Consider the following 21,922-nt stretch of genomic DNA (forward strand, 5'->3'; position numbering starts at 1 on the left):
AGTCTTACACATCGAGGAGAAAGACATGTCTGACGACACACAGTCGCCGTCGCGGCGGAGCTTGATCAAAACCATGATGTTCGTGCCGATTGGCGCGGCTGCGGCCACCGGTGTGGTGCGTGCATTGCAGCCCGCCAACGCCGCCGACGGCAGCGCGCCCGAAGGCAAGCCGAACGCGTACACGCCCACCTTCTTCAATCAGGCCGAGTGGAAATTCCTGAACGCCGCCGTCGACCGCCTGATCCCGCACGACGAGCACGGCCCCGGCGCCATCGAGCTGGGCGTGCTGGAATTCCTGGACCGCCACATGCAGACGCCATACGCGGCCGGCGATATCTGGTACATGCAGGGGCCGTACCTGAAGGCCGCGCCGGAGTTCGGCTACCAGGGCAAGCTGCCGCTGCGCGACATTCTGCGCGTGGGCATCAAGGCGCTGGACGGCTATGTCGGCAGCCAGAATCCGGGCAAGGTGTTCGCCGACCTGGACAAGAAAAAGCAGGAAGACCTGCTGAAGGCCGCCGAGAAGGGCGAGCTGAAGCTGGAAGACATTTCGGCCAAGCTGTTCTTCAGCAACCTGTTGACCGAGGTGCGCAACGGCTACTTCGCCGATCCCAAGCATGGCGGCAACAAGGACATGGGCGCGTGGAAGATGATCGGTTATCCGGGCATGCGCGCCGATTATCTGGACTGGGTGGAAGTCCGTGACAAACCGTATCCGATCGGCCCGGTCGATCTGGCAGGACGTAGGGGTTAAGCAATGGCTATCGTAAAAAACAAAGTAGACGCTGTCATCGTCGGCGCCGGCTGGACCGGCGCCATCATGGCGAAAGAACTGACCGACGCCGGTCTGAACGTGGTGATCCTCGAACGCGGCCCGGACCGCGACACGCAGCCGGACTTCTCGTACCCGCGCGTGGTCGACGAGCTGGAAGGTTCGGTGCACCGCAAGTATTTGCAATCGCTGTCGAAGGAAACCGTGACCGCGCGCCACAGCGTCAATGACGTGGCCGTGCCGTATCGCCAGATGGGTTCGTTCAAGCCGGGCACCGGCGTCGGCGGCGCCGGCTCGCACTGGTCGGGCGCGCACTTCCGCGCGCTGCCGGAAGACTTCAAGGTGCGTAGCAACCTGGAGCAGCGCTACGGCAAGAAATTCATCCCGGCCAATATGACGGTGCAGGATTTCCCAGTCAGCTACGAGGAACTGGAACCGCACTTCGAGCACTTCGAATACGTGTGCGGCACCTCCGGCAAGGCCGGCGTGCTGAACGGCCAACTGTCGGCCGGCGGCAATCCGTTCGAGGGTTCGCGCAAGAAGGAGTACCCGCTGGGACCGAACCCGAACTACCTCGGCGCGGAATGGTTCTACAAGGCCGCCAAGGAAGTCGGCTACCACCCGTTCCCGATTCCGGCGTCGAACGCGTCGGGCGTGTACACCAACCCGTATGGCTGCCAGATGGGTCCGTGCAATGCCTGCGGCTTCTGTTCGGACTACGGCTGCCTGAACTACTCGAAAGCCAGCCCGAACGCCTGCATCTTCCCGGTGCTGCGCGGCCGCAAGAATTTCGAGATGCGCACGCTGGCGCAGGTGCTGAAGGTCAACCTGACCGCCGACAAGAAGAAGGCCACCGGCGTCACCTACCTCGACGCGCAGGGCCGCGAAACCGAACAGCCGGCCGACCTGGTGCTGCTGTGTGCGTTCTCGCTGTTCAATGTGCACATGATGCTGGTGTCTGGCATCGGCAAGCCATACGATCCGGTCAGCAAGACCGGCACCGTCGGCCGCAACTACTCGTACCAGAACCTGAACCGCGTGGTGATGTTCTTCAACAAGGACGTGCATGCCAACGGCTTCATCGGCATCGGCGGCGGCGGCGCCACCTTCGACGACTTGAACGGCACCCGCAACGACAGCGCCAAGACCGGCTACATCGGCGGCGGCATCATCTGGGCGCGCCAGCCGGGCGCCGGTCCGGTGCGCGGCATCCAGACCGAGCCTGGTGTGCCGAACTGGGGCAGCGCGTGGAAGAAGGGCGTCAAGGACTCGTTCCTGCATTCGTTCTATTACGAGGTGCAGGGCTCGTGCATGTCGTATGACGACGCCTATCTCGATCTCGATCCGACCTACAAGGATGCGTTCGGCCGCCCGCTGCTGCGCATGACCTTCGACTGGCACGACAACGAAATCAAGGCTTCGCAGTACCTGGTCGAGAAAGCCACCGACATGTGCAAGGTGCTCGGTCCGAAGGCGATGAAGGGCGACGCCAAGAAGGACGGTTCGCACTACAACATCACCCAGTACCAGTCGACCCATACCTGCGGCGGCGCCATCATGGGCAACGATCCGAAAACCTCGGCGCTGAACCGCTACCTGCAATCGTGGGATGTGTCGAACGTGTTCGCGCCGGGCGCCAACGCCTTCCCGCAGAACAATGGCTACAACCCGACCGGCATGGTCGGCGCGCTGACCTACTGGTGCGCGACGGCGGTGCGCGAGCTGTATCTGAAGAACCCAGGCCCGCTGGTGCAGGCGTAAGGAGACGACGACATGAACAATGTGAAAAAAGGTTTGCTGGTCGTCGCCGGTGTGGTGGCAGTGGCTGTGGCGGGGGCGTTTGTCTATGGTTCGCAGGCGAGCGCGACCAGGGATATCGGTCCCGGCGCGCTCAACCTGGCGGCGCCGGATGCGCAACTGATCGAGAAGGGCCGCTACCTGGCGGTGGCGGCGGACTGCGTGGCATGCCACACGGCGCCGGGCGGCAAGCAGTTTGCCGGCGGCTTGTCGATGGCCACGCCGATCGGCGCCATCTACAGTTCCAACATCACGCCGGACAAGCAGAGCGGCATCGGCAACTACAGCCTGAACGACTTCGACCGCGCCGTTCGCCACGGCATTGCGCCGTCGGGCAACACGCTGTATCCGGCCATGCCGTATCCGTCCTACGCCAAGGTGACGGACGACGACCTGCGCGCGCTGTACGCCTACTTCATGCACGGCGTGCAGCCGGTGGCGGCGCCGAACAAGGGGCACGAGATCAGCTGGCCGCTGTCGATCAACTGGCCGCTGGCGATCTGGCGCAAGACCTACGCGCCGCCGGTCGAGCCACTGGTGCTCAGCAAGTACCAGGGCGAGGCGCTGGCGCGCGGCGCCTACCTGGTGCAGTCGCTGGGCCACTGCGGCGCCTGCCATACGCCGCGCGCGGCCACCATGCAGGAACTGGCGCAGGACGAGTCCGATCCGCTGTACCTGTCCGGCGGTCCGGTGATCGACGGCTGGCTGGCGGTCAACCTGCGCAGCAATCCGGCCGGTGGCCTGGGCCGCTGGACCGAGCAGGACATCGTCGATACGCTGAGCAAGGCGCGTAACGCCCATTCGGCGGTGGTCGGCTCGCCGATGGCCGACGTGGTGTCCCACAGCACGCAGGAGATGACGCCGGAGGATCTGAAGGCGATGGCGGTCTATCTGAAGTCGCTGACGCCGGGACCGGACGAGAAGGCGCGCTATGCGGCCAGCGATGCGACCGCGCAGGCGCTGCGCGCCGGCCGCGAGGAGAACCGCGGCGCGCAGCTGTATCTCGACAACTGCGCGGCCTGCCACCGCACCGATGCGGTGTCCAACGGCAAGGTGTTCCCGGCGCTGGCGGGCAATCCGTCGGTGCTGTCGGACGACCCGACCTCGCTGATCCGCCTGATTCTGGCGGGCAGCAAGCTGCCGTCGACCAAGGGCGCGCCGTCGGACCTGGGCATGCCGGGCTTCGCATGGCGCTTGTCGGATGAGGAAACCGCGCAGCTGGTGACCTTTGTGCGTCAGAGCTGGGGCAACCAGGCGCCGGCGGCCGATGCCGGCCAGGTGGCGAAGATCCGCAAGCAGATCGATGCTGAAGCCAGGCATGTCGTGAAGCAGTAAGCAGTAGCATCGTGCCCAGCCCCGCCAGCAGCAGCAACGCTGGCGGCGGCTCGGGCACGGCGGTCGCGCTGACGGTGAACACTTCCAGCGCGGCCAGTTCCATATTGGCCGCGTTGAGCGTGCCGTCCACGATGGAACGCTGGCGGTTGCCGATGCCGCCGTACGACCATCCCCCCAATGAAAACACCTGCGACAGGTCGGCATTGACGCCGAGGTCCGGACCCAATGGCGGCGCGCCGAAAGTGGGGCCGTCGAAATAGCGGTTGTAGGTTTGCACCGGACCGCTCTGGCGCCACAGCACGGTGTCGCTGAGGTTGAAGATGAAGGCGGTCCAGTCGCCGGGATCGGCGCTGTAGTGGGCGCTGTTGCTGCTGTCCCAGCTTTGCGGGTTGTAGCCGCCGATGGTTTTCCAGCTGCCGTCGCCGGCGCGCGCGCTCATGATGGCGAAGCTTGCGCCCTGGTGGTCGGCCGCCGCGTGGAAGTCGATGCCGGTGTCGCCGGCAGCGCGGGTGCAGATGTTGGTGAGCGTCAGGCCGCCGTGGCCAAGCCAGCTTTCCAGCTTGCCGAGATGGCCGGCGTCCAGCAACTGCGAGCCGCCGACGATGACGCCAGCGTGCGTCCACGCCGACACGAGGAGCAGGGTGATTGCCAGCAGCTTATTCATGATGCCCCCGATCGTCGCGCCGCCGCCCGCCCTGCGGCGGGCGAGACGTCGAGCGGCATTTTAGGACGCGGCGTGCGGCGCGGGGCGGCGGTGTGCGCGGTGCGTGATGCCGCTCAACGGCGCTGCGGATGGGCGGAACTTATTCGAGCGCCGCTGCCAGCATGTCGGTGAACACGCGAATCTTGGAAGCGCCGCGCCGGCTGGCCGGATAGACGGCGTAGATGCCGACATCCATTTCGCCCGGATTGGCCTGGTATTCGCCCAGCACGGGCAGCAAGCGCCCTGCAGCCAGGTCGTCCTGGATCAGCCATTCCGCCAGCAGCGCGAGGCCGACGCCGCCCAGCGCCGCCTGCCGCAGCATTTCCGAATTGTTGACGTGCAGGCTGCCGCCGATGTCGATCTCGGTGGCGAGGTCCGCCCGGCGCAGCCGCCATGTGGGACGGCCGGCGCCATAGGCGAACGCCAGGCAGTTGTGCCGCCGCAGCTCATCCGGCGTTTGCGGCGTGCCGTGCGCTGCCAGGTACGCCGGGCTGGCGACGATGTGCCGCTTGTGTCCGGCTAGCTTGCGGGCGATCAGGTTGGGCTGCCGCTCCGGCGTGCCGATGCGGATGGCGACATCGATCGCCTCGTCGACCATGTGCGTGATCGCGTCGCTGAGCCGCATATCCAGTTCCAGCCGCGGATGACGCCGCGCCAGCTCGGGCAGCAGCGGCGCGATGTAGCGGATGGCCAGCGTGACCGGCGCGGCGATGCGCAGCACGCCGGCCGGTTCGGCGTCGCGTCCGGCGGCCGCATCATCGGCCTGGTCCAGCGCGGCCAGGATTTGCGTGGCGTGCTCGAAATAGGCGCGGCCGCTGTCGGTCAGCGTGGTGCTGCGGGTCGAGCGGTTCAGCAGCGGCGCGCCGAGGCGCTGCTCCAGCGCGTCCACCAGCCGCGTCACCGACGAGGTGGCCACGCCGAGCTGACGCGCGGCGGCGGAAAAGCCGCCATTGCTGGCCACCAGGCAAAAGGCTTTGAGTTCGGCGAAACGGTCCATGAGTTGCGTCCTGCGTTGCGTCCTGCGCAAAGGTGTATGCAAATTTGCCTATATTATCAGCACATGATGCCGGGATTATAGTGAATTCATACTCAAATGCTTAGGAGCTTAGTATGAACATCACCCCACTTTCACTTGGCTTTGGCGCTGAAGTCACCGGCGCCGACTTGCGCCAGGCAGACGACAGCATGGCAGAACAGCTGCGCGCCGCGCTACTGCAATATGGCATGCTGGTGATCCGCGGCCAGTCGTTTTCGCCGCGCGATCAGGTGAGCGCCAGCCAGCTGTTCGGCAGCCTGGAGACTTTTCCGACCATGCGCGGGCAGCTGGAAGCGTGGCCGGAGATTTTCCGGGTTGCCAGCCGGCCGGAGGATGGCCATGTCGAGGTCGGCCGCTACTGGCACTCGGACGGCTCGTTCCGCGCCGACCCGACGCCGATCAGCATCTGGTATTCCGAAGTGCAGTCGGCGGAGGGCGGCGATACGCTGTTCACCGACCTGCAACAGGCGTATGCGCAGTTGCAGCCGGAGATACAGCGGGAATTTGACGGCCTGAACACGGCGCACCGCAACGGCGTGGTACACCCGCTGGTGCTCAGGCATCCACAGACCGGCGTGCCGGCGCTGTACCTGAACATCGGCCTCACCGCCGGCGTGCTGGGCCACAGCCCCGAGCATTCGCGCGCGCTGATGGATGCGGTCGACCGTCATTACTCGCGTGACGGCGCTACTTATCGCCACCACTGGCTGCCCGGTGACGTGGTGGTGGCCGATAACCTGCGCGTGGGCCATAAGGCGACGCCGATCACGCCGCAGACTCGCCGCGTGCTGAACCGCACCACTGTCCGCGCCGATGGCGTCATCTGGCACGACGCCGGGCTGAAAGCAGCATAGCGACCCACCGCCGTCATTCCCGCGCAGGCGGGAATCCATAGAACGCGTCAAGGCCAACTCAGCATGGATTCCCGCCTGCGCGGGAATGACGGGCAGGTTTGCACCCGGGGATATGTTATTTCTCCCACGCACGATTGAAATGAGGTCTTGTAAAGCTTGTGTTTGAGATAAACTTCTCGCTTCTCAAGTTGATCTGGCCCAGACCATGCCAAATTCCACCATGCTGGACGACCGCGGCTTCCGTCGCATCCTGGTTCGTAACGTCACTTTGCCGTTGGCTGCCGGCGTCGTCAGCGCCGGCGTGTTCGTGATTTTGCTTGCTTATTTGATCACGACGATGAACTGGGTCGAACACAGCGAACGGGTGATCGGCAACGCCAACCAGATCGGCAAGGAAATGGTCGACATGGAAACCGGCATGCGCGGCTACCTGCTGGCCGGCGACGAGTCGTTTTTGCAGCCCTACATCGCCGCCAAGCCGCGCGTGGCCGCCAATATCGACGGCCTGATGCTGCTGGTCAAGGATAACCCGACCCAGGTGGACCGGCTGCGCACCATCAAGTACCAGCAGCAGCAGTGGGACCTGTATGCGCAGGAAATGATACGCCTGCGCACCGCCAACGGCGACGTCACCGGCCCGATCAAGACCGCGCGCGGCAAGGCGCAGTTCGACGAGATCCGGCGCCAGCTGGAACTGTTCGTCAACACCGAAATCCGCATGCGCCAGGAGCGCAACGATGAATCGCGCACCGTCACCACCTGGGTGGCGGTGGTGTACCTGATCCTGACGCTGGGCGTCGGCGGCGTGCTGGCCTGGTTCGGCCGCCGCGAGCTGACCGGCCTGTCGCGCGTGTACACCCGCGCGCTGGACGACCACGCCGAGCACGCCAGGCTGCTGCAGCAGCAGGCCTGGCTGCGCACCGGCCAGAGCGAGCTGGCGCAGCAGGGCATCGGCCAGATGGCGCTGCCGCAGCTGTCGCAGGCGCTGCTGCAATTCCTGGCGCGCTACATGGGCGTGGTGGTCGGCGCGCTGTACCTGCGCGCGCCGGATGGCAGCTTCCGCCGCGTCGCCTCCTACGGCTTCAGCGACGAGTGGGAGCAGCGCGACCAGCAGTTCAAGCCGGCCGAGAGCCTGGTGGCGCAGGCGGCGCTGGAGCGCCGCGTGATCCGCCTGGAGCCGCTGCCGGCCGATTACATCCGCGTCGCCTCCGGCCTCGGCGGTGGCGCGCCGGCCAGCGTGCTGCTGGCGCCGGTCGACAGCGACGGCGACGTCAACGGCGTCATCGAGCTGGGCCTGCTGCGCCCGATCGCCGAGCGCGATATCGATCTGCTGACGCTGGTGAAGAGCAATATCGGCAGCGCCATCGAAGCCAGCAACTCGCGCCAGCGCCTGCAGGAAGTGCTGGCCGAGACCCAGCAGCTGAACGAGGAACTGCAGGTGCAGCAGGAGGAACTGCGCACCGCCAACGAGGAACTGGAAGAACAGTCGCGCGTGCTGGAAGAGTCGCAGGCCAGCCTGGAGAACCAGAAGGCCGAGCTGGAGCAGACCAACGAGCAGCTGGCCGAGCAGGGCCTGGCGCTGGACCAGAAAAACGCCGAGCTGACCAAGGCGCAGCTGGACCTGGAAGAGCGCGCGCGCGACCTGGAGCGCGCCAGCCAGTACAAATCGCAGTTCCTGGCGAATATGTCGCACGAGCTGCGCACGCCGCTGAACAGCTCGCTGATCCTGGCCAAGCTGCTGGCCGAGAACGGCAACGGCAACCTCAACGATGAACAGGTGCGCTTCGCCAACACCATCTACTCGGCCGGCAACGACCTGCTTAACCTGATCAACGACATCCTCGACATTTCCAAGGTCGAGGCAGGCAAGCTGGACCTGGTGCCGGAAAACCTGTCGGTGCGCCACGTGGTCGAAGGCATGGCCATGGTGTTCCAGCCGCTGGCGCAGCAGAAGAAGCTGGCGTTCCAGTTGCAGGTGGCCGACGGCCTGGCCGAGCACATGGTCAGCGACCGCCAGCGCCTGGAGCAGATCCTGAAAAACCTGCTGTCGAACGCGCTCAAGTTCACCAGCGCCGGCCAGATCACGCTGACGGCCCAGCCGGGCGGCCCCGGCCAGGTGGCGTTCGCGGTGCAGGACACCGGCATCGGCATCCGCGCCGAGGACCAGCAGGGCATCTTCAACGCCTTCCAGCAAGCCGACGGCACCACCAGCCGCAAGTACGGCGGCACCGGCCTCGGCTTGTCGATCTCGCGCGACCTGGCGCAGCTGCTGGGCGGCACCATCAGCCTGGTCAGCGAGCCGGGCAAGGGCAGCTGCTTCACGCTGACGCTGCCGCTGGCGTGGACCGCGCCGGAGCCGGGGCCGCGCGCCGGCAGCTCGACCAGCGGCGACACTACCGCCGCCGTGGAAATCCTCAAGGCGCCGCTGCCCGAAGTGGCGGCGCCGGCGCCGGCGCCGACCGTGCCGGCGCCGCGCGCCTTCGACGACGACCGCGCGCAGTTGCAGGACGGTGCGACGCCGCGCGGCCGCCTGGTGCTGGTGGTCGAGGACGACGCGCCGTTCGCCCGCATCCTGTACGACCTGGCGCACGAGAAGCAGTACCAGTGCCTGGTGGCGTTCGACGCCGACGAGGGGTTGGCGCTGGCGCGCGAGTTCAAGCCGGACGCGGTGCTGCTCGACATCCGCCTGCCGGACCGCTCCGGCCTGTCGGTGCTGCAATTGCTGAAGGACGACGCGCAAACCCGCCACATCCCGGTGCACGTGGTGTCCGGCTCGGAAAACGGCGAGGCCGCGCTGCACCTGGGCGCCATCGGCTATGCGCTGAAACCGACCACGCGCGAGCAGCTGATGGACGTGTTCCGCCGCATCGAGGCCAAGCTGACGCAGAAGATCAAGCGCGTGCTGCTGGTCGAGGACGACGACCGCCAGCGCGACAGCGTGGTGCAGCTGATCTCGGACGACGACGTCGAAATCGTCGCGGTCGGCAGCGGCGAGGAAGCGCTGGCGCTGCTGCGCACCACCATCTACGACTGCATGATCATCGACCTCAAGCTGCCTGACATGCAGGGCAACGAGCTGCTGCAACGGATGGCTGGCGAGTCGCTGGCGGCGTTCCCGCCGGTGATCGTCTACACCGGCCGCAACCTGTCGCGCGCCGAGGAGGCCGACCTGCACAAGTACTCGCGCTCGATCATCATCAAGGGCGCGCGCTCGCCGGAGCGCCTGCTGGACGAGGTGACGCTGTTCCTGCACAAGGTCGAGGCCGACCTGTCGAGCGAACGCCAGCGCATGCTGAAGACGGTGCGCTCGCGCGACCGCGTGTTCGAAGGCCGCCGCATCCTGCTGGTCGATGACGACGTGCGCAACATCTTCGCGCTGACCAGCGCGCTGGAGCAGAAGGGCGCGCTGGTGGAAGTGGGCCGCAACGGCTACGAGGCGCTGGAAAAACTCGACACCGTGGCCGACATCGACCTGGTGCTGATGGACGTGATGATGCCGGGCATGGACGGGCTGGAAGCCACGCGCCGCCTGCGTGCAGACCCGCGCTTCGCGCGCCTGCCGGTGATCGCCATCACCGCCAAGGCCATGAAGGACGACCAGGAGCAGTGCCTGGCGGCCGGCGCCAGCGATTACCTGGCCAAGCCGATCGACCTGTCGCGCCTGTACTCGCTGCTGCGCGTGTGGATGCCGAACAGCGAACGGAGCTGACCATGCAGCACAGCGACACCGATATCGAGCTGAGGATGCTGATCGAGGCGATCTACATGAAGTACAGCTACGATTTCCGCGACTACACCGGCGCCTCGCAAAAGCGCCGCGTGCTGCACGCGATGCGCGAGATGGAGTGCGACAGCATTTCGGCGCTGCAGGCCCGCATCATCCACGAGCCCGCCGCCTTCAGCCAGCTGCTGCAATACCTGACGATACCGGTGACCTCGATGTTCCGCGACCCGAGCTACTACGCCGCGCTGCGCGAGCACGTGGTGCCGGTGCTGCGCACCTATCCGTCGCTGAAGATCTGGATCGCCGGCTGCAGCACCGGCGAGGAAGTGTATTCGATGGCCATCCTGCTCAAGGAGGAGGGCTTGCTGGAACGCAGCATGATCTACGCCACCGACATCAACCCGCAGTCGCTGGACAAGGCGCGCCAGGGCCTGTTCCCGCTGGAGGCGATGCGCGAGTACACGCAGAACTACCAGCAGGCCGGCGGCCTGCGCAGCTTCTCCGACTACTACACGGCCGCCTACAACGCCGCGCTGTTCGACAAGTCGCTGTGCGAGAACGTCACCTTCGCCGACCACAGCCTGGCGACCGACGCCGTGTTTGCCGAGACGCACCTGATCAGCTGCCGCAACGTGATGATCTACTTCAAGAAGAAGCTGCAGGAGCGCGCCTTCGGCCTGTTCCACGAGTCGCTGTGCCATCGCGGCTTCCTCGGCCTGGGCAGCAAGGAGAGCATCGACTTTTCCGCCTACGGGCCGCGCTTTGAGCCGGTGCTCAAGCGCGAGCGCCTGTTCCGCAAGCGTTGAGCATGGACAGCTCCCACATCCAGGCGGCGCTGGCTGGCCGCGCGATCGAGGCGGTGGTCATCGGCGCCTCGGCCGGCGGCGTCGGCGCGCTGCTGCGCCTGTTGCCGGGGCTGCCGGCCGGCTACCATTGCGCGATGGTGGCGGTGCTGCACATTCCGGACGGGCGCCAGAGCCATCTGGCCGGGGTGTTCCAGCAGCGCATGAAGCTGCCTGTACGCGAGGCGCGCGACAAGGAAGATGTGGCGTCCGGGACGCTGTATTTTGCCGGTTCGGGCTACCATCTCTCGGTAGAGCGCGATCGCAGCTTCTCGTTGAGCTGCGAGGCGCCGCTGCATTTTGCCCGGCCGGCGATCGATTTTTTGATGGAATCGGCGGCCGACGCCTACGGCCCGGCGCTGGCCGGCATCCTGCTGACCGGCGCCAACCACGACGGCGCGGCCGGCCTGGCGGCCATCGGCGCGGCCGGCGGCCTGACCGTGGTGCAAGACCCGCGCGAGGCCGAGGTGCCGACCATGCCGCAGGAGGCGATCCGCCTGCGGGCGCCGGACCTGGTGCTGCCGCTGGATGAGATACACACTCTGTTGATGATGCTGGAGAATAATTAATGCAAGACGCATCCCCCACCAAGCTGCTGATCGTCGACGATCTGCCGGAGAACCTGCAAGCGCTGAACGCGCTGATTCGCGGCGACGGGCGCGAAGTGTTCCAGGCCGGCTCCGGCGACGAGGCGCTGGCGCTGCTGTTGCAGCACGACTTCGCCATGGCCTTCCTCGATGTGCAGATGCCGGGCATGGACGGCTTTGAACTGGCCGAGCTGATGCGCGGCACCGAGAAGACGCGGCAGATCCCGATCGTCTTCGTCACCGCCGCCGGCAAGGAGCTGAACTACTCGTTCAAGGGCTACGAGGCGGGCGCGGTGGACGTGCTGTACAAGCCGCTCGACCCGCGCGCGGTGAAGGGCAAGGTGCAGGTGTTCGTGGCGCTGTACGAGGCGCGCGAGGCGATGCGGCGCCAGGTCGAGGCGCTGGAGGCGGCGCAGCAAAAGCAGGCCGCCATGCAGGCGCAGCTGGAACGGGCGCTGTCGATGCGCGACGAATTCATGTCGATGGTGTCGCACGAGATGCGCACGCCGCTCAATACCTTGTATCTCGAAACCCAGTTGCGCAAGATGCAGCTCGAACGCGGCAACATGGCCGCCTTCGGCGCCGAGCAGCTGCAGCGCATGGTGGCGCGCGACGACCGCCAGATCCAGAGCATCATCCGCCTGATCGACGACATGCTGGACGTGTCGCGCATCCGCAGCGGCAAGCTGTCGCTGCGGCCGGGCTGGGTCGAGCTGTCGGGCCTGCTGCGGCGCGTGGTGCACGACCTGACGCCGCAGGCCAGCACCGCCGGCACCAGCATCACGCTGGACGCCGGCACGCCGGTCAGCGGCTGGTGGGACGAGTTCCGCATCGAGCAGATCGTGGTCAACCTGCTGACCAACGCCATGCGCTACGGCTGCCAGCAGCCGGTCAGCGTGACCCTGACGGTGGAGCAGGACTGGGCGCGCGTCGATGTGCGCGACTGCGGCCCCGGCATCGCGCCGGAAAACCAGGCCAAGATTTTCGAACCGTATGAACGCGGCGTCGGCAGCGATGCGCCGGCCGGCCTGGGGCTGGGCCTATACATCTCGCGCCAGCTGGCCGAGGTGCACGAGGGCAGCCTGACGCTGCGCAGCCAGCCCGGCGAGGGATCGGTGTTCAGCCTGACCTTGCCGCGCCGCGACGCCCCGCCGCAGACGGCCTCGGCTTGACCGCGCTTAGCGCGAGTGCGCCTCCTCGCGGCGCTGCATCAGGTAGGTTTGCAGGTCGTCGAAGCTGACGTTGCCGCGCTGGCTGGTGTCGATGTGGTCGAAGTTCTTGTCGACCACGGTGAGGCCGGCCTTGCGCGCCTCATCGCGGCTCAGCATGCCATTGCCGTCGAAGTCGGCGGCGTCAAAGCGTTTTCTCAGTTTTTGCATCGGCTGGTAGCGCAGCAGCACCGCGCTCGAACCGGCGTCGCGCAGCGGCTTGCGCAGCGCCGGCGGGATATACGGTTCGTAGACGGGCGCGCCGCGCACGGCGGGCGATACGCCCGGGTCCGGCGCCTGCGCGAGCGCCGGGCCGGCGAGGCTGGCGCAGGCAGCGATGGTCGCTAATTGCAAAAGCTTCATTATTATCTCCCCGCATCACGGGATGCATGGCGTGGACAGATACTTTGATCCTAATGCGCGAATTTGGCAAATGGCTTTGGCCCGGCCTGCGTTCGCTGTCGCACAGAAACGTCAGAAGTGGTATTCGGCGCGCAGCATCGGCGTGCGCGCCGTGGCGCCGGGATGGTGTTTGCCCGGATTGCCAAACTTGTTGCGCCAGTACTGGTAGGCGACGCCGACCTTGAAGGTGTTTTTGCCGGCGCCGGCGGCGGCGCCGAGGTCGTACATGAGCTGCGCGTCGATATTGGTTTCCGGCGCCGTGCCGCCGCCGAACTCGTTGCGGCCCTTGGCGCCGATGAGGTTGGCGTAGCCGCTGAACTCCAGCGGCACGCCGGCGTGGAACGGGATATTCCACGCGGCGTTCAGCATCGGGTGCGTGCGGTAGCGGTAGCGCGGCGTCGCCCGGCCGCTGTAGTCGTTGCTGGGCGCGTTCGATTCCCACATCGCCAGCAGGCTGATGTCCAGAAAGCCGGGCACGTCGAGCATCAGCGTCGGGCCGGCCACCAGCATGCGCTTGCGCGAGTTGTAGCCGGCGTCGTTCTTGCGGTTGAGGTCGAGGCCGGCGCTGGCGCCGACGCCGCGCACCTTGCCGAAGGCCAGTTTCTTGCCGCTCAGTTTGCCCAGGTCCAGCGTGTGGCGGTAGACCAGGTAGACCTCGCGCGCGCGGCCGCCGTCGGCCGAGGCCGGGTCGTCGCGCGACGACAGCAAGCAGTCGACGCTGAGGAAATTCTTGCCGTACTGGTGGCCGGCGACATGGCTGAAGTTGAAGATATGCTTGGTGATGTCGCGCGGGTTGAATGGCTCGGCGTAGCGGGTGCCATAACGGTAGCTAAGGGCGGTGTCGCTCCAGTCCGCGGCTTGTGCGGTGCAAGCAAGGGCGGCGGCGAGGATGGCGCTGCGGCGGATCAGGCGTGGCATGGGCTGTCTCCTTTGTGGCATTTTAAACCTGACTAGACAGCTGTTGTATCCATTCACTAAATTTGCGGCATTGCGACAATTGGAGATTTTCTTCCACGGCAAATGCCTCTATTCTGCGTACACAGGCCATTGCGCGCCTGTGGCGCCCCCAAGCCCCGGTTCGCCTCCTACAAACTACAATAAGCTGGTCAAGGAGCCGTCATGCGAGTAAAACAGCCCGGTCACGCAAAACGAGTACATCATGGAAGATGGCAAGACCATCGTTTCCAGCACCGATCTGCAGGGCAATATCAATTACGCCAACCCGTATTTCATCGAGGTCAGCGGCTTCACCGAGGAAGAGCTGATGGGGGCGCCGCAGAACATCGTGCGCCATCCGGACATGCCGGTGGAAGCCTTCGCCGACCTGTGGCGCACCATCAAGGATGGCATGCCGTGGACCGGCCTGGTGAAGAACCGCTGCAAGAACGGCGACTACTACTGGGTGCTGGCCAACGTCACGCCGGTGATCGAGAACGGCAAGCCGGTCGGCTACCTGTCGGTGCGCACCAAGCCGTCGCGCGAGCAGGTGCGCGAAACCGACGCGCTGTACCGCGAAATCAAGAACGGCAATCCGCGCGGCCTGCGCATCGTCAAGGGCCGGGCCGTGTCGACCGGCCCGCTGGCGCGGCTGAAGGCGCTCACCAGCACCTCGCTGCCGACCCAGATCGCGGCAGCCACCACGCTGCTGACCGTGGTGCTGGCGGCGCTGGCGGTCGCCCTGCTGCTGATGGACGACGCCAGCGCCGCCCGCGCGCACGGCTGGCTGGGCGGCGCCGCCATCGTCGCCATGCTGGGCATGCTGGCCTTCGGCCGCAACCTGTACGTGAACGTGGCGCTGCCGCTGCGGCAGGCCACCAGGGCGGCGCGCATGATGGCCGGCGGCGACCTCACCGCCACCATCGAGATCCAGCGCGACGACGAGGTCGGCCAGCTGCTGGCGGCGCTACGCCAGACCAATATCAACCTGCACAGCATCATCGGCGACGTGCGCGCCAACTTCGACCAGATCTCGGTCGCCACCGATGAAATCGCCGACGGCAATATGGATTTGTCGGGCCGCACCGAGTCGCAGGCGTCCAGCCTGCAACAGACGGCGTCCAGCATGGAGCAGCTGACCGCCACCGTGCAGCAGAGCGCCACCAATGTGGCCAGCGCCAACCAGCTGGCCGAACGGGCGCGCGAAGTGGCGGCGCAGGGCGGCACCATCGTCTCGCAGGTGGTGACGACGATGGGCGACATCAGCGCCTCGTCGGCCAAGATTCTCGACATCATCGGCCTGATCGACGGCATCGCCTTCCAGACCAATATCCTGGCCCTGAACGCGGCGGTGGAAGCGGCGCGCGCCGGCGAGCAGGGGCGCGGCTTCGCGGTGGTGGCATCCGAGGTGCGCGGGCTGGCGCAGCGCTCGGCCACGGCCGCCAAGGAAATCAAGGAGCTGATCGACACCTCGATCCAGAAAGTGCAGGCCGGCACCACGCTGACCAACAGCGCCGGCGTCACCATGAACGAGGTGATCGAATCGGTCTCGCGGGTGTCCAGGGTGATGGGCGAGATTTCCGATTCCACCCGCGAGCAGAGCACCGGCATCGGCCAGGTCAACGAGGCGGTGATCAAGATCGACGACATCACGCAGCAGAACGCCGCGCTGGTCGAGGAGGCGGCTGCGGCGGCCGGCAACCTGGCGCAGCAGGCGCGCTGGGTGTGCCAGGCGATTGCCGTGTTCAAGTTGCAGCAGAGCCACAGCGCCCAGCGCGCGCGGCCGGTCGGCGGCCAGCCGTCGCGGCCGCCCGTGAGCAGCAAGCAGCAGTTGCAGCTGCATTGATAGCATATCGCCTTGGACAGGCGATATGGACGGCAGGCATGAAGGTAACGCTGGCAGGGCAGGGATGGAGTTTCGAGGCCGAGGCGCCGGACACGGTGCTGCGCGCGGCCGACAAGGCCGGCATCCGCCTGCCCAGCTCGTGCCGCAACGGCACCTGCCGCAGCTGCCTTTGCCTGGCCGTGAGCGGCATCGTGCGCCACACGATCGAGTGGCCGGGCCTGAGCCCGGACGAAAAGCGCGACGGCTACATCCTGCCGTGCGTGGCCATCGCCGAGAGCGACCTCATCCTGCAGGCGCCCGCCGCCGGTAAGCGCCCGGACCCACGCCGTACTGACGCTTGAAGGCGCGGTTGAACGCGGCTTCCGACTGATAACCGACCGCTTCGCCGACCTGGCCGGCCGCCTGGCCGGCGTCCAGCAGGCGGGCGGCGCGCGCCATGCGCAGCTGCGTCAGCACTTCGGCCGGCGTGGCGTTGGCAGCCTGCTTGAACAGGCGCGCGAAGGTGGCGCGCGACATGTGGCTGGTGTCGGCCAGCTCTTCCAGCGTCCACGGTTTTTCCGGCGCGGCCAGCATGCCGTGGATGGCCGCTTGCAGGCGCCGCTCGGCCAGCACGCCGAACAGGCCGGGCACCACCAGCGCCTGTTCCAGCCAGGTGCGGATCAGCAGCGCGAACAGCGCCGAGGCCAGCTGGCGGATGATGGCTTCCGAGCCGCCGCGCGGCGCTTCCGCCTCTTCCTGCAACATGCGCAGCAGGTAGCGCAGGCTTTGCGCGTCGGGCCGGCCCGAGGTGCGCACCACCAGCATTTCCGGCAAGGCCGCCAGCAGGCCGGCGCTGCCGTCCGCGTCGAAGCGGAATTCGCCGCACAGGATGTCGGTCTGCGGGCCGTCGCCGTCGTTGCTGGCCAGGCGCAGCAGGCCGGGCGCGCTGCGCGGCGCCGCAGCCAGCGACGGATCGCCGATATGCAAGCGGTGCGCGCCGCCATGCGGGAAGACGATGATGTCGCCGGTTTGCAGCATCTGCGCGCCGGCCTGCGCCTCGCCGCGCACGATCAAATGGTAGGGAGCGACGCCGCGCGGCGTGCCTTGGTGGTCGAGTACCCACGGCGCGGCAAAGCGGCAGCGCACGTCCAGCGCGGTTTGCACCGGGTACAGCGAGAGCAGATGACTGAGCGGGTCCATAACTTGCGGATGAGACGATAGAGCAAATTATAGAGCATCTGGGCTATTCATCATCGCAGCCGGCGCGCCTACACTGTTTCCATACCAACGCACTTGAAAGGAAACACATCATGTCCCGCCTGTTCACCCAACCCGCCTCGGCAGCCAGCGGCCACGCCGCCCAACTGTTCAGCGCCATCCAGGGCGCGCTCGGCAAGGTGCCGAACGCCTATCTCGGCATCGGCAGCAACAGCCCGCTGGCGCTGGAAGCCGCGCTGAATCTTGACGGCGCGCTGCGTAAAAGCAGCCTGGGCGCCAAGGAAATCGAGGTGGTCAAGCTGGCCGTCAGCCAGGACGCCGGCTGTGACTACTGCCTGGCCGCGCACACGCTGCTCGGCGGCAAGGCCGGCCTCAGCGGCGAGGCCATGCTCGGCGTGCGCCACGGCCAGCCGTCCGGCGACGCCCGTCTCGATGCGCTGGCGCGCTTCGTGCATGGCGTGGTGACCACCAGCGGCGACGTGCCGGCCGAGGTGGTGGCGGCGGTCAAGGCGGCCGGCTACAGCGACGCGCAGATTGTCGATACGCTGCTGGCGGTCACCGCCATCACCTTTACCAACCTGTTCAACCGGGTCAACGCGACCGAGATCGACTTCCCGCGCGCCGCTTAGTCCTTCCTGCGGAGGCGCTGCAACAGCGCCTCCGTGCTGTCGCTCAGCGGCACGCCGTGGCGGCGCAGCAGCTGGATGTTGAGCACCATGTTTTCCAGCACCAGCTTGGCGGCCACGGCCAGCAGGGTCAGGTGCTTGTCCTCGTCGCTGAAGTTTTCCATCGCATCGGCCATCTCGCACAGATGGTTGGAGATCAGCCCGCGCAGATCGTGTTCGTCAAACGGCAGGTCGGCGAAGTCGATCGGGTCTTCCTTTTCCACCTCCTGCATCAACAGTTCCAGCTCTTGCGGCGTAATCGACATGCGTTGCTCCATTGGTTGCGGCGATTTCATTTTAGCCGCAATCGGCATAGAATCGGGACGCATGGCGCATCTCAACTTTACACAACAACTAGGGCGCTTCATGACCGTGCCGCGCGTGGAGACCGACGCGACCGATCTGCGCGGCGCCCTGGACGCCTGCTTTGCCGACTATCCCCGGCTGCGCGGCTACGTGCTCGACGAGCAGGGGCAGCTGCGCGAGAACGTGGTCATCTTCATCGACGGCCAGCGCAGCCGCGATCGCCGGCTGCTTGACGATGCGCTCGCTCCAGATTCCCAGGTGTACATACTGCAAGCCCTGTCAGGAGGTTGACCATGTCCGACCGCGCCTATCTCGCCACGCGCAAAGGTTTGTTTGAAATCTACCGCACGCACGAGGCGTGGCTGCTGGACCGGCGGCATTTCCTCGGCGATCCGGTGTCGATGATCTTGCCGGACCGGCGCGACGGCACGCTGTACGCGGCGCTCAATCTCGGCCATTTCGGCGCCAAGCTGCACCGCCGCGACCCGGGCAGCGAGACCTGGACCGAAGTGGCGGCGCCGGCGTTTCCGCTGAAGCCGGCCGGCAGCAGCGATCCGCTCGACTGGACGGTGCGGCAGATCTGGTCGCTGGCGGCCGGCGGGCCGGAGCAGCCGGGCGTGCTGTGGGCCGGCACCTTGCCGGGCGGCCTGTTCCGTTCCAACGACCGCGGCGACAGCTGGCAGCTGGTGGACGCGCTGTGGAATGTGCCCGAGCGCGCGCAGTGGATGGGCGGCGGCTACGATGTGCCGGGCATCCACAGCATCTGTGTCGATCCGCGCGACAGCGATTCCGTGCTGGTCGGCATTTCCTGCGGCGGCGCCTGGCTGACCACCGACGGCGGCGCCAGCTGGTCGCTGCGCGCCAGGAGCATGGTGGCAAGCTATATGCCGCCCGAACTGGCCGGCACGGAAACGGTGCAGGACCCGCACCGCATCGTGCGCTGTCCCGGCGAGCCGGACAAGCTGTGGTGCCAGCATCACAACGGCATCTGGCGCAGCGTCGACAACGGCGCGCTGTGGACCGAGGTGCGGCCGCCGGCGCCGCTGTCCGGTTTCGGCTTCGCCACGGCGGTCCACCCGCGCGATGGCGAGACGGCCTGGTTCGTGCCGGCCGAGGCCGACAGCAAGCGGATTCCGCCGCACGCTTCGCTGGCGGTCACGCGCACCACCGACGGCGGCAAGCATTTTGTCGCCTGGCGCGGCGGCCTGCCGCACGAGCATTGTTACGACCTGGTGTACCGGCACGGGCTGGCGGTCAGCGATGACGGCCAGGTGCTGCTGATGGGATCGACCACCGGCGGCGCCTGGCTGTCCGAGGACGGCGGCGGCCAGTGGCAGACCATCTCCACCACCTTGCCGCCGATTTACGCGGTGGCCTTCGCCTAGCCGGCGTAAGCCAGGAACATATCGATCGCCGTGTCCACCACGGCGCGCTGCATCGCCGTGCTGAGCGGCGGCTGGTTCATCGTCACTTGCGGCCAGAACGCAAAGGTCTTCAGCTGGCCTTGCAGCAGCTGCGAGGCGATCTCGGGATCGCCGGCCTTGAGCAGCTTGCCGTCGGCCTGCGCCGCGCGCAGCCAGGCGGTGACAGCTTCTTCCTTGTCGCTGAGGCGGGCCACCATTTCCTGCGCCCGCTCGGGCGAGTGGATGCCCTCGGCGATGGCGACGCGCGCCAGGTCGAGGAAATACCCGTCCTGCAACATTTCCATCTTCTTGTTCAGCAGGTCCAGCAATTGCTGGCGCAGCGGCCGCGCCGCGTCGTAGGGCGGCGGCTGCATGGCGCCGACGCTGCACCACAGCTCATGCAATATTTGCGCGAACAGTTCGTCTTTACTGGGGAAGTGGTTGTAGACGGTGCGCTTGGAAACGCCGGCCGTGGCAGCGATCTTGTCCATGCTGGTGGTGTCGAAACCGCTGGAGCGGAATTCGGCGATGGCGGCGTCGACAATGGCTTGCCGCTTGCGGTCGGTCAGTTTGAGGGGCGCGTTCATCGCTTTATTTTACACCGCCTGGTTTACTTTTTCAAAAATTAGAACTACACTGTGTAGTGTACATTTTAAATCCGGGAGCCCATCATGCATCCATCCGTTATTGCAGAGTCCGCCATCGACCGACTGGACGAGTTGTCGGTCCCCAGCGCGCCGCGCGCGCGCAATGGCCGTTTCCGCAATCCGGTGCGGATGCAGAAGATGGGCTTGTTCAAGTCGCTGGGCATCATGCTGCGCTTCGCTTTCGACAAGCCGAAGGACACGGTGCCGGCGCTTCCGATTCCCGTTCACGCGATCACGCAGCAGCAGTTACTGGATGCTCCGGATCGCAGCCTGTTTCGCTTGGGACACTCGACGGTGCTGCTCAAGCTCAACGGCCATTTCTGGCTGACCGATCCGGTGTTTTCCGAGCGCGCCTCGCCGGTGCAGTGGGCCGGCCCGCAGCGCTTTCACCAGCCGCCGATCAGTATCGAGGAGCTGCCGCCGATCAAGGGTGTGATCCTGTCGCACGACCATTACGACCATCTCGACCATGCGGCCGTGATGCAGCTGGCCGGCAAGACCGAGCATTTCATCACGCCGCTGGGCGTCGGCGACCGCTTGATTGCCTGGGGTATAGCGGCGCAGAAGGTGCAGCAGCTGAGCTGGTGGCAAGCCACCTATGTGGCCGGCGTGAAGCTGGTGGCGACGCCGGCCCAGCACTTTTCCGGCCGTGGCCTGCATGACCGCAACAAGACGCTGTGGGCTTCGTTTGTGATCGAGGACCGCGATGTTCGGGTGTTTTTCAGTGGCGATAGCGGCTATTTCGATGGCTTTAAGGACATCGGCCGGCGTTATGGGCCGTTCGACCTTACCCTGGTCGAGACTGGCGCCTACGATCCGCAGTGGCCGGACGTGCATATGCAGCCGGAGGAATCCTTGCAGGCGCACATCGACCTGCGCGGCAAGGTGCTGCTGCCGATTCATAACGGGACTTTCGACCTGTCGCTGCACGCCTGGCATGATCCGTTTGACCGGATTACGCAGCTGGCGGCCGAGCGCCGCCTGCCGATTGCCACGCCGGCGATCGGCCAGGCGCTGGATATCCGCCAGCCAAAGGCCGAGGTGCATTGGTGGGAGCCGCTGGTCACCCCCGTCGTTCCCGCGTAGGCGGGAACCCATGCTGAGCTGGTGATCACGCGGTCCATGGATTCCCGCCTGCGCGGGAATGACGGGGAGGCGGCGGGAAGGACGGGGAGGCTAGGCGGTTACGTTGATGAACTTGCCGATGGTCTGTCCCAGGCTGTTGACCTGGGGCTTGGGCGCCGCCAGCTCGGCCGGCAGCACTTGCTGCGCGCGCGGCGGGCTTTCGATAGCGCGCGTGAGGTCGACTGTCTGCGGCGGTTTTTCAGCCGCCTGCGTGGCCTGATCGCTCTCGCGCTGGCTGTCCGCCAGCTTCTGCTTGTCCTGGGCCAGCTGATCGCGGCTGGCGTCCAGCCGGCTCGTATCCTGATTGACGCGCACGCGGTCTTGCTGCACCTGCCGTTCAGCTTGTGCAACCGATGCTTGCAGCGCGTTGACAGACAAAGTCACCATGGCATTCCTTCAGGCAGGATGTGCACACTCATTTATTGTAGAGTAGGCCCGAAAAACGAAAAACGCAAGGTCCGCCGCGCCGGACCGGACAAAGTTAGCTGCAATGCAGCAAATTGCCATCCACCGTGCGCTGGCGAACATTGCAACAAG

General features: G+C 66.3%; 21 protein-coding genes and 1 pseudogene. 14 read left to right on the forward strand and 8 right to left on the reverse strand.

Features of this window, described 5'->3' with window-relative positions; genetic code table 11:
* The first annotated feature begins 25 nt into the window (after window positions 1-25).
* From ACRQ5J_RS02430 to ACRQ5J_RS02440, 3 genes are read left to right on the forward strand one after another with little or no spacing between them, the layout of a single operon-like run.
* The gene (locus ACRQ5J_RS02430; RefSeq protein ID WP_432380990.1) at window positions 26-754 is read left to right on the forward strand and encodes a gluconate 2-dehydrogenase subunit 3 family protein; all 729 of its coding nucleotides are present in this window, start codon (window positions 26-28) and stop codon (window positions 752-754) included.
* A 3-nt stretch (window positions 755-757) separates the two neighbouring features.
* The gene (locus ACRQ5J_RS02435) at window positions 758-2,533 is read left to right on the forward strand and encodes a GMC family oxidoreductase (protein ID WP_432380991.1); all 1,776 of its coding nucleotides are present in this window, start codon (window positions 758-760) and stop codon (window positions 2,531-2,533) included.
* A 12-nt stretch (window positions 2,534-2,545) separates the two neighbouring features.
* Complete coding sequence (locus ACRQ5J_RS02440) at window positions 2,546-3,904, forward strand: c-type cytochrome (RefSeq protein WP_432380992.1); 1,359 nt, start codon at window positions 2,546-2,548, stop codon at window positions 3,902-3,904.
* A gap of 55 nt (window positions 3,905-3,959) precedes the next feature.
* Here the strand turns inward: ACRQ5J_RS02440 and ACRQ5J_RS02445 are convergent.
* Both ACRQ5J_RS02445 and ACRQ5J_RS02450 read right to left on the reverse strand, forming a co-directional pair.
* Window positions 3,960-4,568: pseudogene (locus tag ACRQ5J_RS02445) on the reverse strand (PEP_CTERM-anchored TLD domain-containing protein); the annotation flags it as partial.
* Window positions 4,569-4,707: 139 nt separating this feature from the next.
* Window positions 4,708-5,604 (reverse strand): LysR family transcriptional regulator, encoded by an 897-nt coding sequence (locus ACRQ5J_RS02450; protein WP_432380993.1) that lies wholly within the window; start codon window positions 5,602-5,604, stop codon window positions 4,708-4,710.
* 113 nt (window positions 5,605-5,717) lie between these two features.
* Here ACRQ5J_RS02450 and ACRQ5J_RS02455 point away from each other — a divergent pair, with 113 nt between their 5' ends.
* The 5 genes from ACRQ5J_RS02455 (at window position 5,718) to ACRQ5J_RS02475 (ending at window position 12,822) form a co-directional block, all read left to right on the forward strand.
* The gene (locus ACRQ5J_RS02455) at window positions 5,718-6,497 is read left to right on the forward strand and encodes a TauD/TfdA dioxygenase family protein (RefSeq protein ID WP_432380994.1); all 780 of its coding nucleotides are present in this window, start codon (window positions 5,718-5,720) and stop codon (window positions 6,495-6,497) included.
* A 205-nt stretch (window positions 6,498-6,702) separates the two neighbouring features.
* Window positions 6,703-10,206, forward strand: a complete 3,504-nt coding sequence (locus ACRQ5J_RS02460) for a response regulator (protein ID WP_432380995.1) — start codon at window positions 6,703-6,705, stop codon at window positions 10,204-10,206.
* A 2-nt stretch (window positions 10,207-10,208) separates the two neighbouring features.
* Window positions 10,209-11,027 carry a CheR family methyltransferase gene (locus ACRQ5J_RS02465; RefSeq protein ID WP_432380996.1) on the forward strand — a complete coding sequence of 273 codons (819 nt, stop codon included), beginning with the start codon at window positions 10,209-10,211 and terminating at the stop codon, window positions 11,025-11,027.
* 2 nt (window positions 11,028-11,029) lie between these two features.
* Complete coding sequence (locus ACRQ5J_RS02470) at window positions 11,030-11,632, forward strand: chemotaxis protein CheB (protein WP_432380997.1); 603 nt, start codon at window positions 11,030-11,032, stop codon at window positions 11,630-11,632.
* Window positions 11,632-12,822: a hybrid sensor histidine kinase/response regulator gene (locus ACRQ5J_RS02475; protein WP_432380998.1), complete on the forward strand. Its 1,191-nt coding sequence runs from the start codon at window positions 11,632-11,634 to the stop codon at window positions 12,820-12,822. Before ACRQ5J_RS02470 ends, ACRQ5J_RS02475 begins: the two co-directional genes overlap by 1 nt.
* Window positions 12,823-12,828: 6 nt before the next feature.
* On the opposite strand, the gene ACRQ5J_RS02480 is transcribed toward ACRQ5J_RS02475, so the two are convergent.
* Together ACRQ5J_RS02480 and ACRQ5J_RS02485 are read right to left on the reverse strand one after the other, a co-directional pair.
* Window positions 12,829-13,221, reverse strand: a complete 393-nt coding sequence (locus ACRQ5J_RS02480) for an EF-hand domain-containing protein (protein WP_432380999.1) — start codon at window positions 13,219-13,221, stop codon at window positions 12,829-12,831.
* Window positions 13,222-13,332: 111 nt separating this feature from the next.
* Complete coding sequence (locus ACRQ5J_RS02485; RefSeq protein WP_432381000.1) at window positions 13,333-14,178, reverse strand: outer envelope protein; 846 nt, start codon at window positions 14,176-14,178, stop codon at window positions 13,333-13,335.
* Between the two features lie 241 nt (window positions 14,179-14,419).
* On the opposite strand from ACRQ5J_RS02485, the gene ACRQ5J_RS02490 reads away from it, so the two are divergent.
* Together ACRQ5J_RS02490 and ACRQ5J_RS02495 are read left to right on the forward strand one after the other, a co-directional pair.
* The gene (locus ACRQ5J_RS02490) at window positions 14,420-16,042 is read left to right on the forward strand and encodes a methyl-accepting chemotaxis protein (protein WP_432381001.1); all 1,623 of its coding nucleotides are present in this window, start codon (window positions 14,420-14,422) and stop codon (window positions 16,040-16,042) included.
* 38 nt (window positions 16,043-16,080) lie between these two features.
* On the forward strand, window positions 16,081-16,383 hold the full coding sequence (locus tag ACRQ5J_RS02495; protein WP_432381002.1) for a 2Fe-2S iron-sulfur cluster-binding protein: 303 nt from the start codon (window positions 16,081-16,083) through the stop codon (window positions 16,381-16,383).
* Here the strand turns inward: ACRQ5J_RS02495 and ACRQ5J_RS02500 are convergent.
* Window positions 16,325-17,221 carry an AraC family transcriptional regulator gene (locus ACRQ5J_RS02500; protein WP_432381003.1) on the reverse strand — a complete coding sequence of 299 codons (897 nt, stop codon included), beginning with the start codon at window positions 17,219-17,221 and terminating at the stop codon, window positions 16,325-16,327. The two genes, ACRQ5J_RS02495 and ACRQ5J_RS02500, sit on opposite strands and share 59 nt — an antisense overlap.
* A 110-nt stretch (window positions 17,222-17,331) precedes the next feature.
* On the opposite strand from ACRQ5J_RS02500, the gene ACRQ5J_RS02505 reads away from it, so the two are divergent.
* Complete coding sequence (locus tag ACRQ5J_RS02505) at window positions 17,332-17,868, forward strand: carboxymuconolactone decarboxylase family protein (RefSeq protein WP_432381004.1); 537 nt, start codon at window positions 17,332-17,334, stop codon at window positions 17,866-17,868.
* Here ACRQ5J_RS02505 and ACRQ5J_RS02510 read toward each other — a convergent pair.
* Window positions 17,865-18,170 carry a hypothetical protein gene (locus ACRQ5J_RS02510; protein WP_432381005.1) on the reverse strand — a complete coding sequence of 102 codons (306 nt, stop codon included), beginning with the start codon at window positions 18,168-18,170 and terminating at the stop codon, window positions 17,865-17,867. The genes ACRQ5J_RS02505 and ACRQ5J_RS02510 overlap by 4 nt on opposite strands.
* 61 nt (window positions 18,171-18,231) lie before the next feature.
* Here ACRQ5J_RS02510 and ACRQ5J_RS02515 point away from each other — a divergent pair, with 61 nt between their 5' ends.
* Complete coding sequence (locus ACRQ5J_RS02515) at window positions 18,232-18,501, forward strand: MoaD/ThiS family protein (protein ID WP_432383572.1); 270 nt, start codon at window positions 18,232-18,234, stop codon at window positions 18,499-18,501.
* 2 nt (window positions 18,502-18,503) lie between these two features.
* Window positions 18,504-19,595 carry a WD40/YVTN/BNR-like repeat-containing protein gene (locus ACRQ5J_RS02520; protein ID WP_432381006.1) on the forward strand — a complete coding sequence of 364 codons (1,092 nt, stop codon included), beginning with the start codon at window positions 18,504-18,506 and terminating at the stop codon, window positions 19,593-19,595.
* Here ACRQ5J_RS02520 and ACRQ5J_RS02525 read toward each other — a convergent pair.
* Window positions 19,592-20,200: a TetR/AcrR family transcriptional regulator gene (locus ACRQ5J_RS02525; protein ID WP_432381007.1), complete on the reverse strand. Its 609-nt coding sequence runs from the start codon at window positions 20,198-20,200 to the stop codon at window positions 19,592-19,594. The genes ACRQ5J_RS02520 and ACRQ5J_RS02525 overlap by 4 nt on opposite strands.
* An 84-nt stretch (window positions 20,201-20,284) precedes the next feature.
* Here ACRQ5J_RS02525 and ACRQ5J_RS02530 point away from each other — a divergent pair, with 84 nt between their 5' ends.
* Window positions 20,285-21,346, forward strand: a complete 1,062-nt coding sequence (locus ACRQ5J_RS02530) for an MBL fold metallo-hydrolase (RefSeq protein ID WP_432381008.1) — start codon at window positions 20,285-20,287, stop codon at window positions 21,344-21,346.
* A gap of 90 nt (window positions 21,347-21,436) precedes the next feature.
* On the opposite strand, the gene ACRQ5J_RS02535 is transcribed toward ACRQ5J_RS02530, so the two are convergent.
* The gene (locus tag ACRQ5J_RS02535; protein WP_432381009.1) at window positions 21,437-21,772 is read right to left on the reverse strand and encodes a hypothetical protein; all 336 of its coding nucleotides are present in this window, start codon (window positions 21,770-21,772) and stop codon (window positions 21,437-21,439) included.
* Window positions 21,773-21,922 lie beyond the last annotated feature (150 nt).

The organism is Duganella sp. P38, assembly GCF_050859475.1.
In the GTDB taxonomy this organism is placed as follows: domain Bacteria; phylum Pseudomonadota; class Gammaproteobacteria; order Burkholderiales; family Burkholderiaceae_D; genus Rugamonas.

Excerpts from the sequence above, each read along its gene's own strand:
- ACRQ5J_RS02470 (WP_432380997.1), top strand. The coding sequence starts at position 11,030 with ATGGACAGCTCCCACATCCAGGCGGCGCTGGCTGGCCGCGCGATCGAG.
- ACRQ5J_RS02480 (WP_432380999.1), bottom strand. The coding sequence starts at position 13,221 with ATGAAGCTTTTGCAATTAGCGACCATCGCTGCCTGCGCCAGCCTCGCC.
- ACRQ5J_RS02465 (WP_432380996.1), top strand. The coding sequence starts at position 10,209 with ATGCAGCACAGCGACACCGATATCGAGCTGAGGATGCTGATCGAGGCG.
- ACRQ5J_RS02430 (WP_432380990.1), top strand. The coding sequence starts at position 26 with ATGTCTGACGACACACAGTCGCCGTCGCGGCGGAGCTTGATCAAAACC.
- ACRQ5J_RS02435 (WP_432380991.1), top strand. The coding sequence starts at position 758 with ATGGCTATCGTAAAAAACAAAGTAGACGCTGTCATCGTCGGCGCCGGC.
- ACRQ5J_RS02490 (WP_432381001.1), top strand. The coding sequence starts at position 14,420 with ATGGAAGATGGCAAGACCATCGTTTCCAGCACCGATCTGCAGGGCAAT.
- ACRQ5J_RS02455 (WP_432380994.1), top strand. The coding sequence starts at position 5,718 with ATGAACATCACCCCACTTTCACTTGGCTTTGGCGCTGAAGTCACCGGC.
- ACRQ5J_RS02450 (WP_432380993.1), bottom strand. The coding sequence starts at position 5,604 with ATGGACCGTTTCGCCGAACTCAAAGCCTTTTGCCTGGTGGCCAGCAAT.
- ACRQ5J_RS02520 (WP_432381006.1), top strand. The coding sequence starts at position 18,504 with ATGTCCGACCGCGCCTATCTCGCCACGCGCAAAGGTTTGTTTGAAATC.
- ACRQ5J_RS02515 (WP_432383572.1), top strand. The coding sequence starts at position 18,232 with ATGGCGCATCTCAACTTTACACAACAACTAGGGCGCTTCATGACCGTG.
- ACRQ5J_RS02530 (WP_432381008.1), top strand. The coding sequence starts at position 20,285 with ATGCATCCATCCGTTATTGCAGAGTCCGCCATCGACCGACTGGACGAG.
- ACRQ5J_RS02500 (WP_432381003.1), bottom strand. The coding sequence starts at position 17,221 with ATGGACCCGCTCAGTCATCTGCTCTCGCTGTACCCGGTGCAAACCGCG.
- ACRQ5J_RS02510 (WP_432381005.1), bottom strand. The coding sequence starts at position 18,170 with ATGTCGATTACGCCGCAAGAGCTGGAACTGTTGATGCAGGAGGTGGAA.
- ACRQ5J_RS02525 (WP_432381007.1), bottom strand. The coding sequence starts at position 20,200 with ATGAACGCGCCCCTCAAACTGACCGACCGCAAGCGGCAAGCCATTGTC.
- ACRQ5J_RS02495 (WP_432381002.1), top strand. The coding sequence starts at position 16,081 with ATGAAGGTAACGCTGGCAGGGCAGGGATGGAGTTTCGAGGCCGAGGCG.
- ACRQ5J_RS02440 (WP_432380992.1), top strand. The coding sequence starts at position 2,546 with ATGAACAATGTGAAAAAAGGTTTGCTGGTCGTCGCCGGTGTGGTGGCA.
- ACRQ5J_RS02460 (WP_432380995.1), top strand. The coding sequence starts at position 6,703 with ATGCCAAATTCCACCATGCTGGACGACCGCGGCTTCCGTCGCATCCTG.
- ACRQ5J_RS02535 (WP_432381009.1), bottom strand. The coding sequence starts at position 21,772 with ATGGTGACTTTGTCTGTCAACGCGCTGCAAGCATCGGTTGCACAAGCT.
- ACRQ5J_RS02505 (WP_432381004.1), top strand. The coding sequence starts at position 17,332 with ATGTCCCGCCTGTTCACCCAACCCGCCTCGGCAGCCAGCGGCCACGCC.
- ACRQ5J_RS02485 (WP_432381000.1), bottom strand. The coding sequence starts at position 14,178 with ATGCCACGCCTGATCCGCCGCAGCGCCATCCTCGCCGCCGCCCTTGCT.
- ACRQ5J_RS02475 (WP_432380998.1), top strand. The coding sequence starts at position 11,632 with ATGCAAGACGCATCCCCCACCAAGCTGCTGATCGTCGACGATCTGCCG.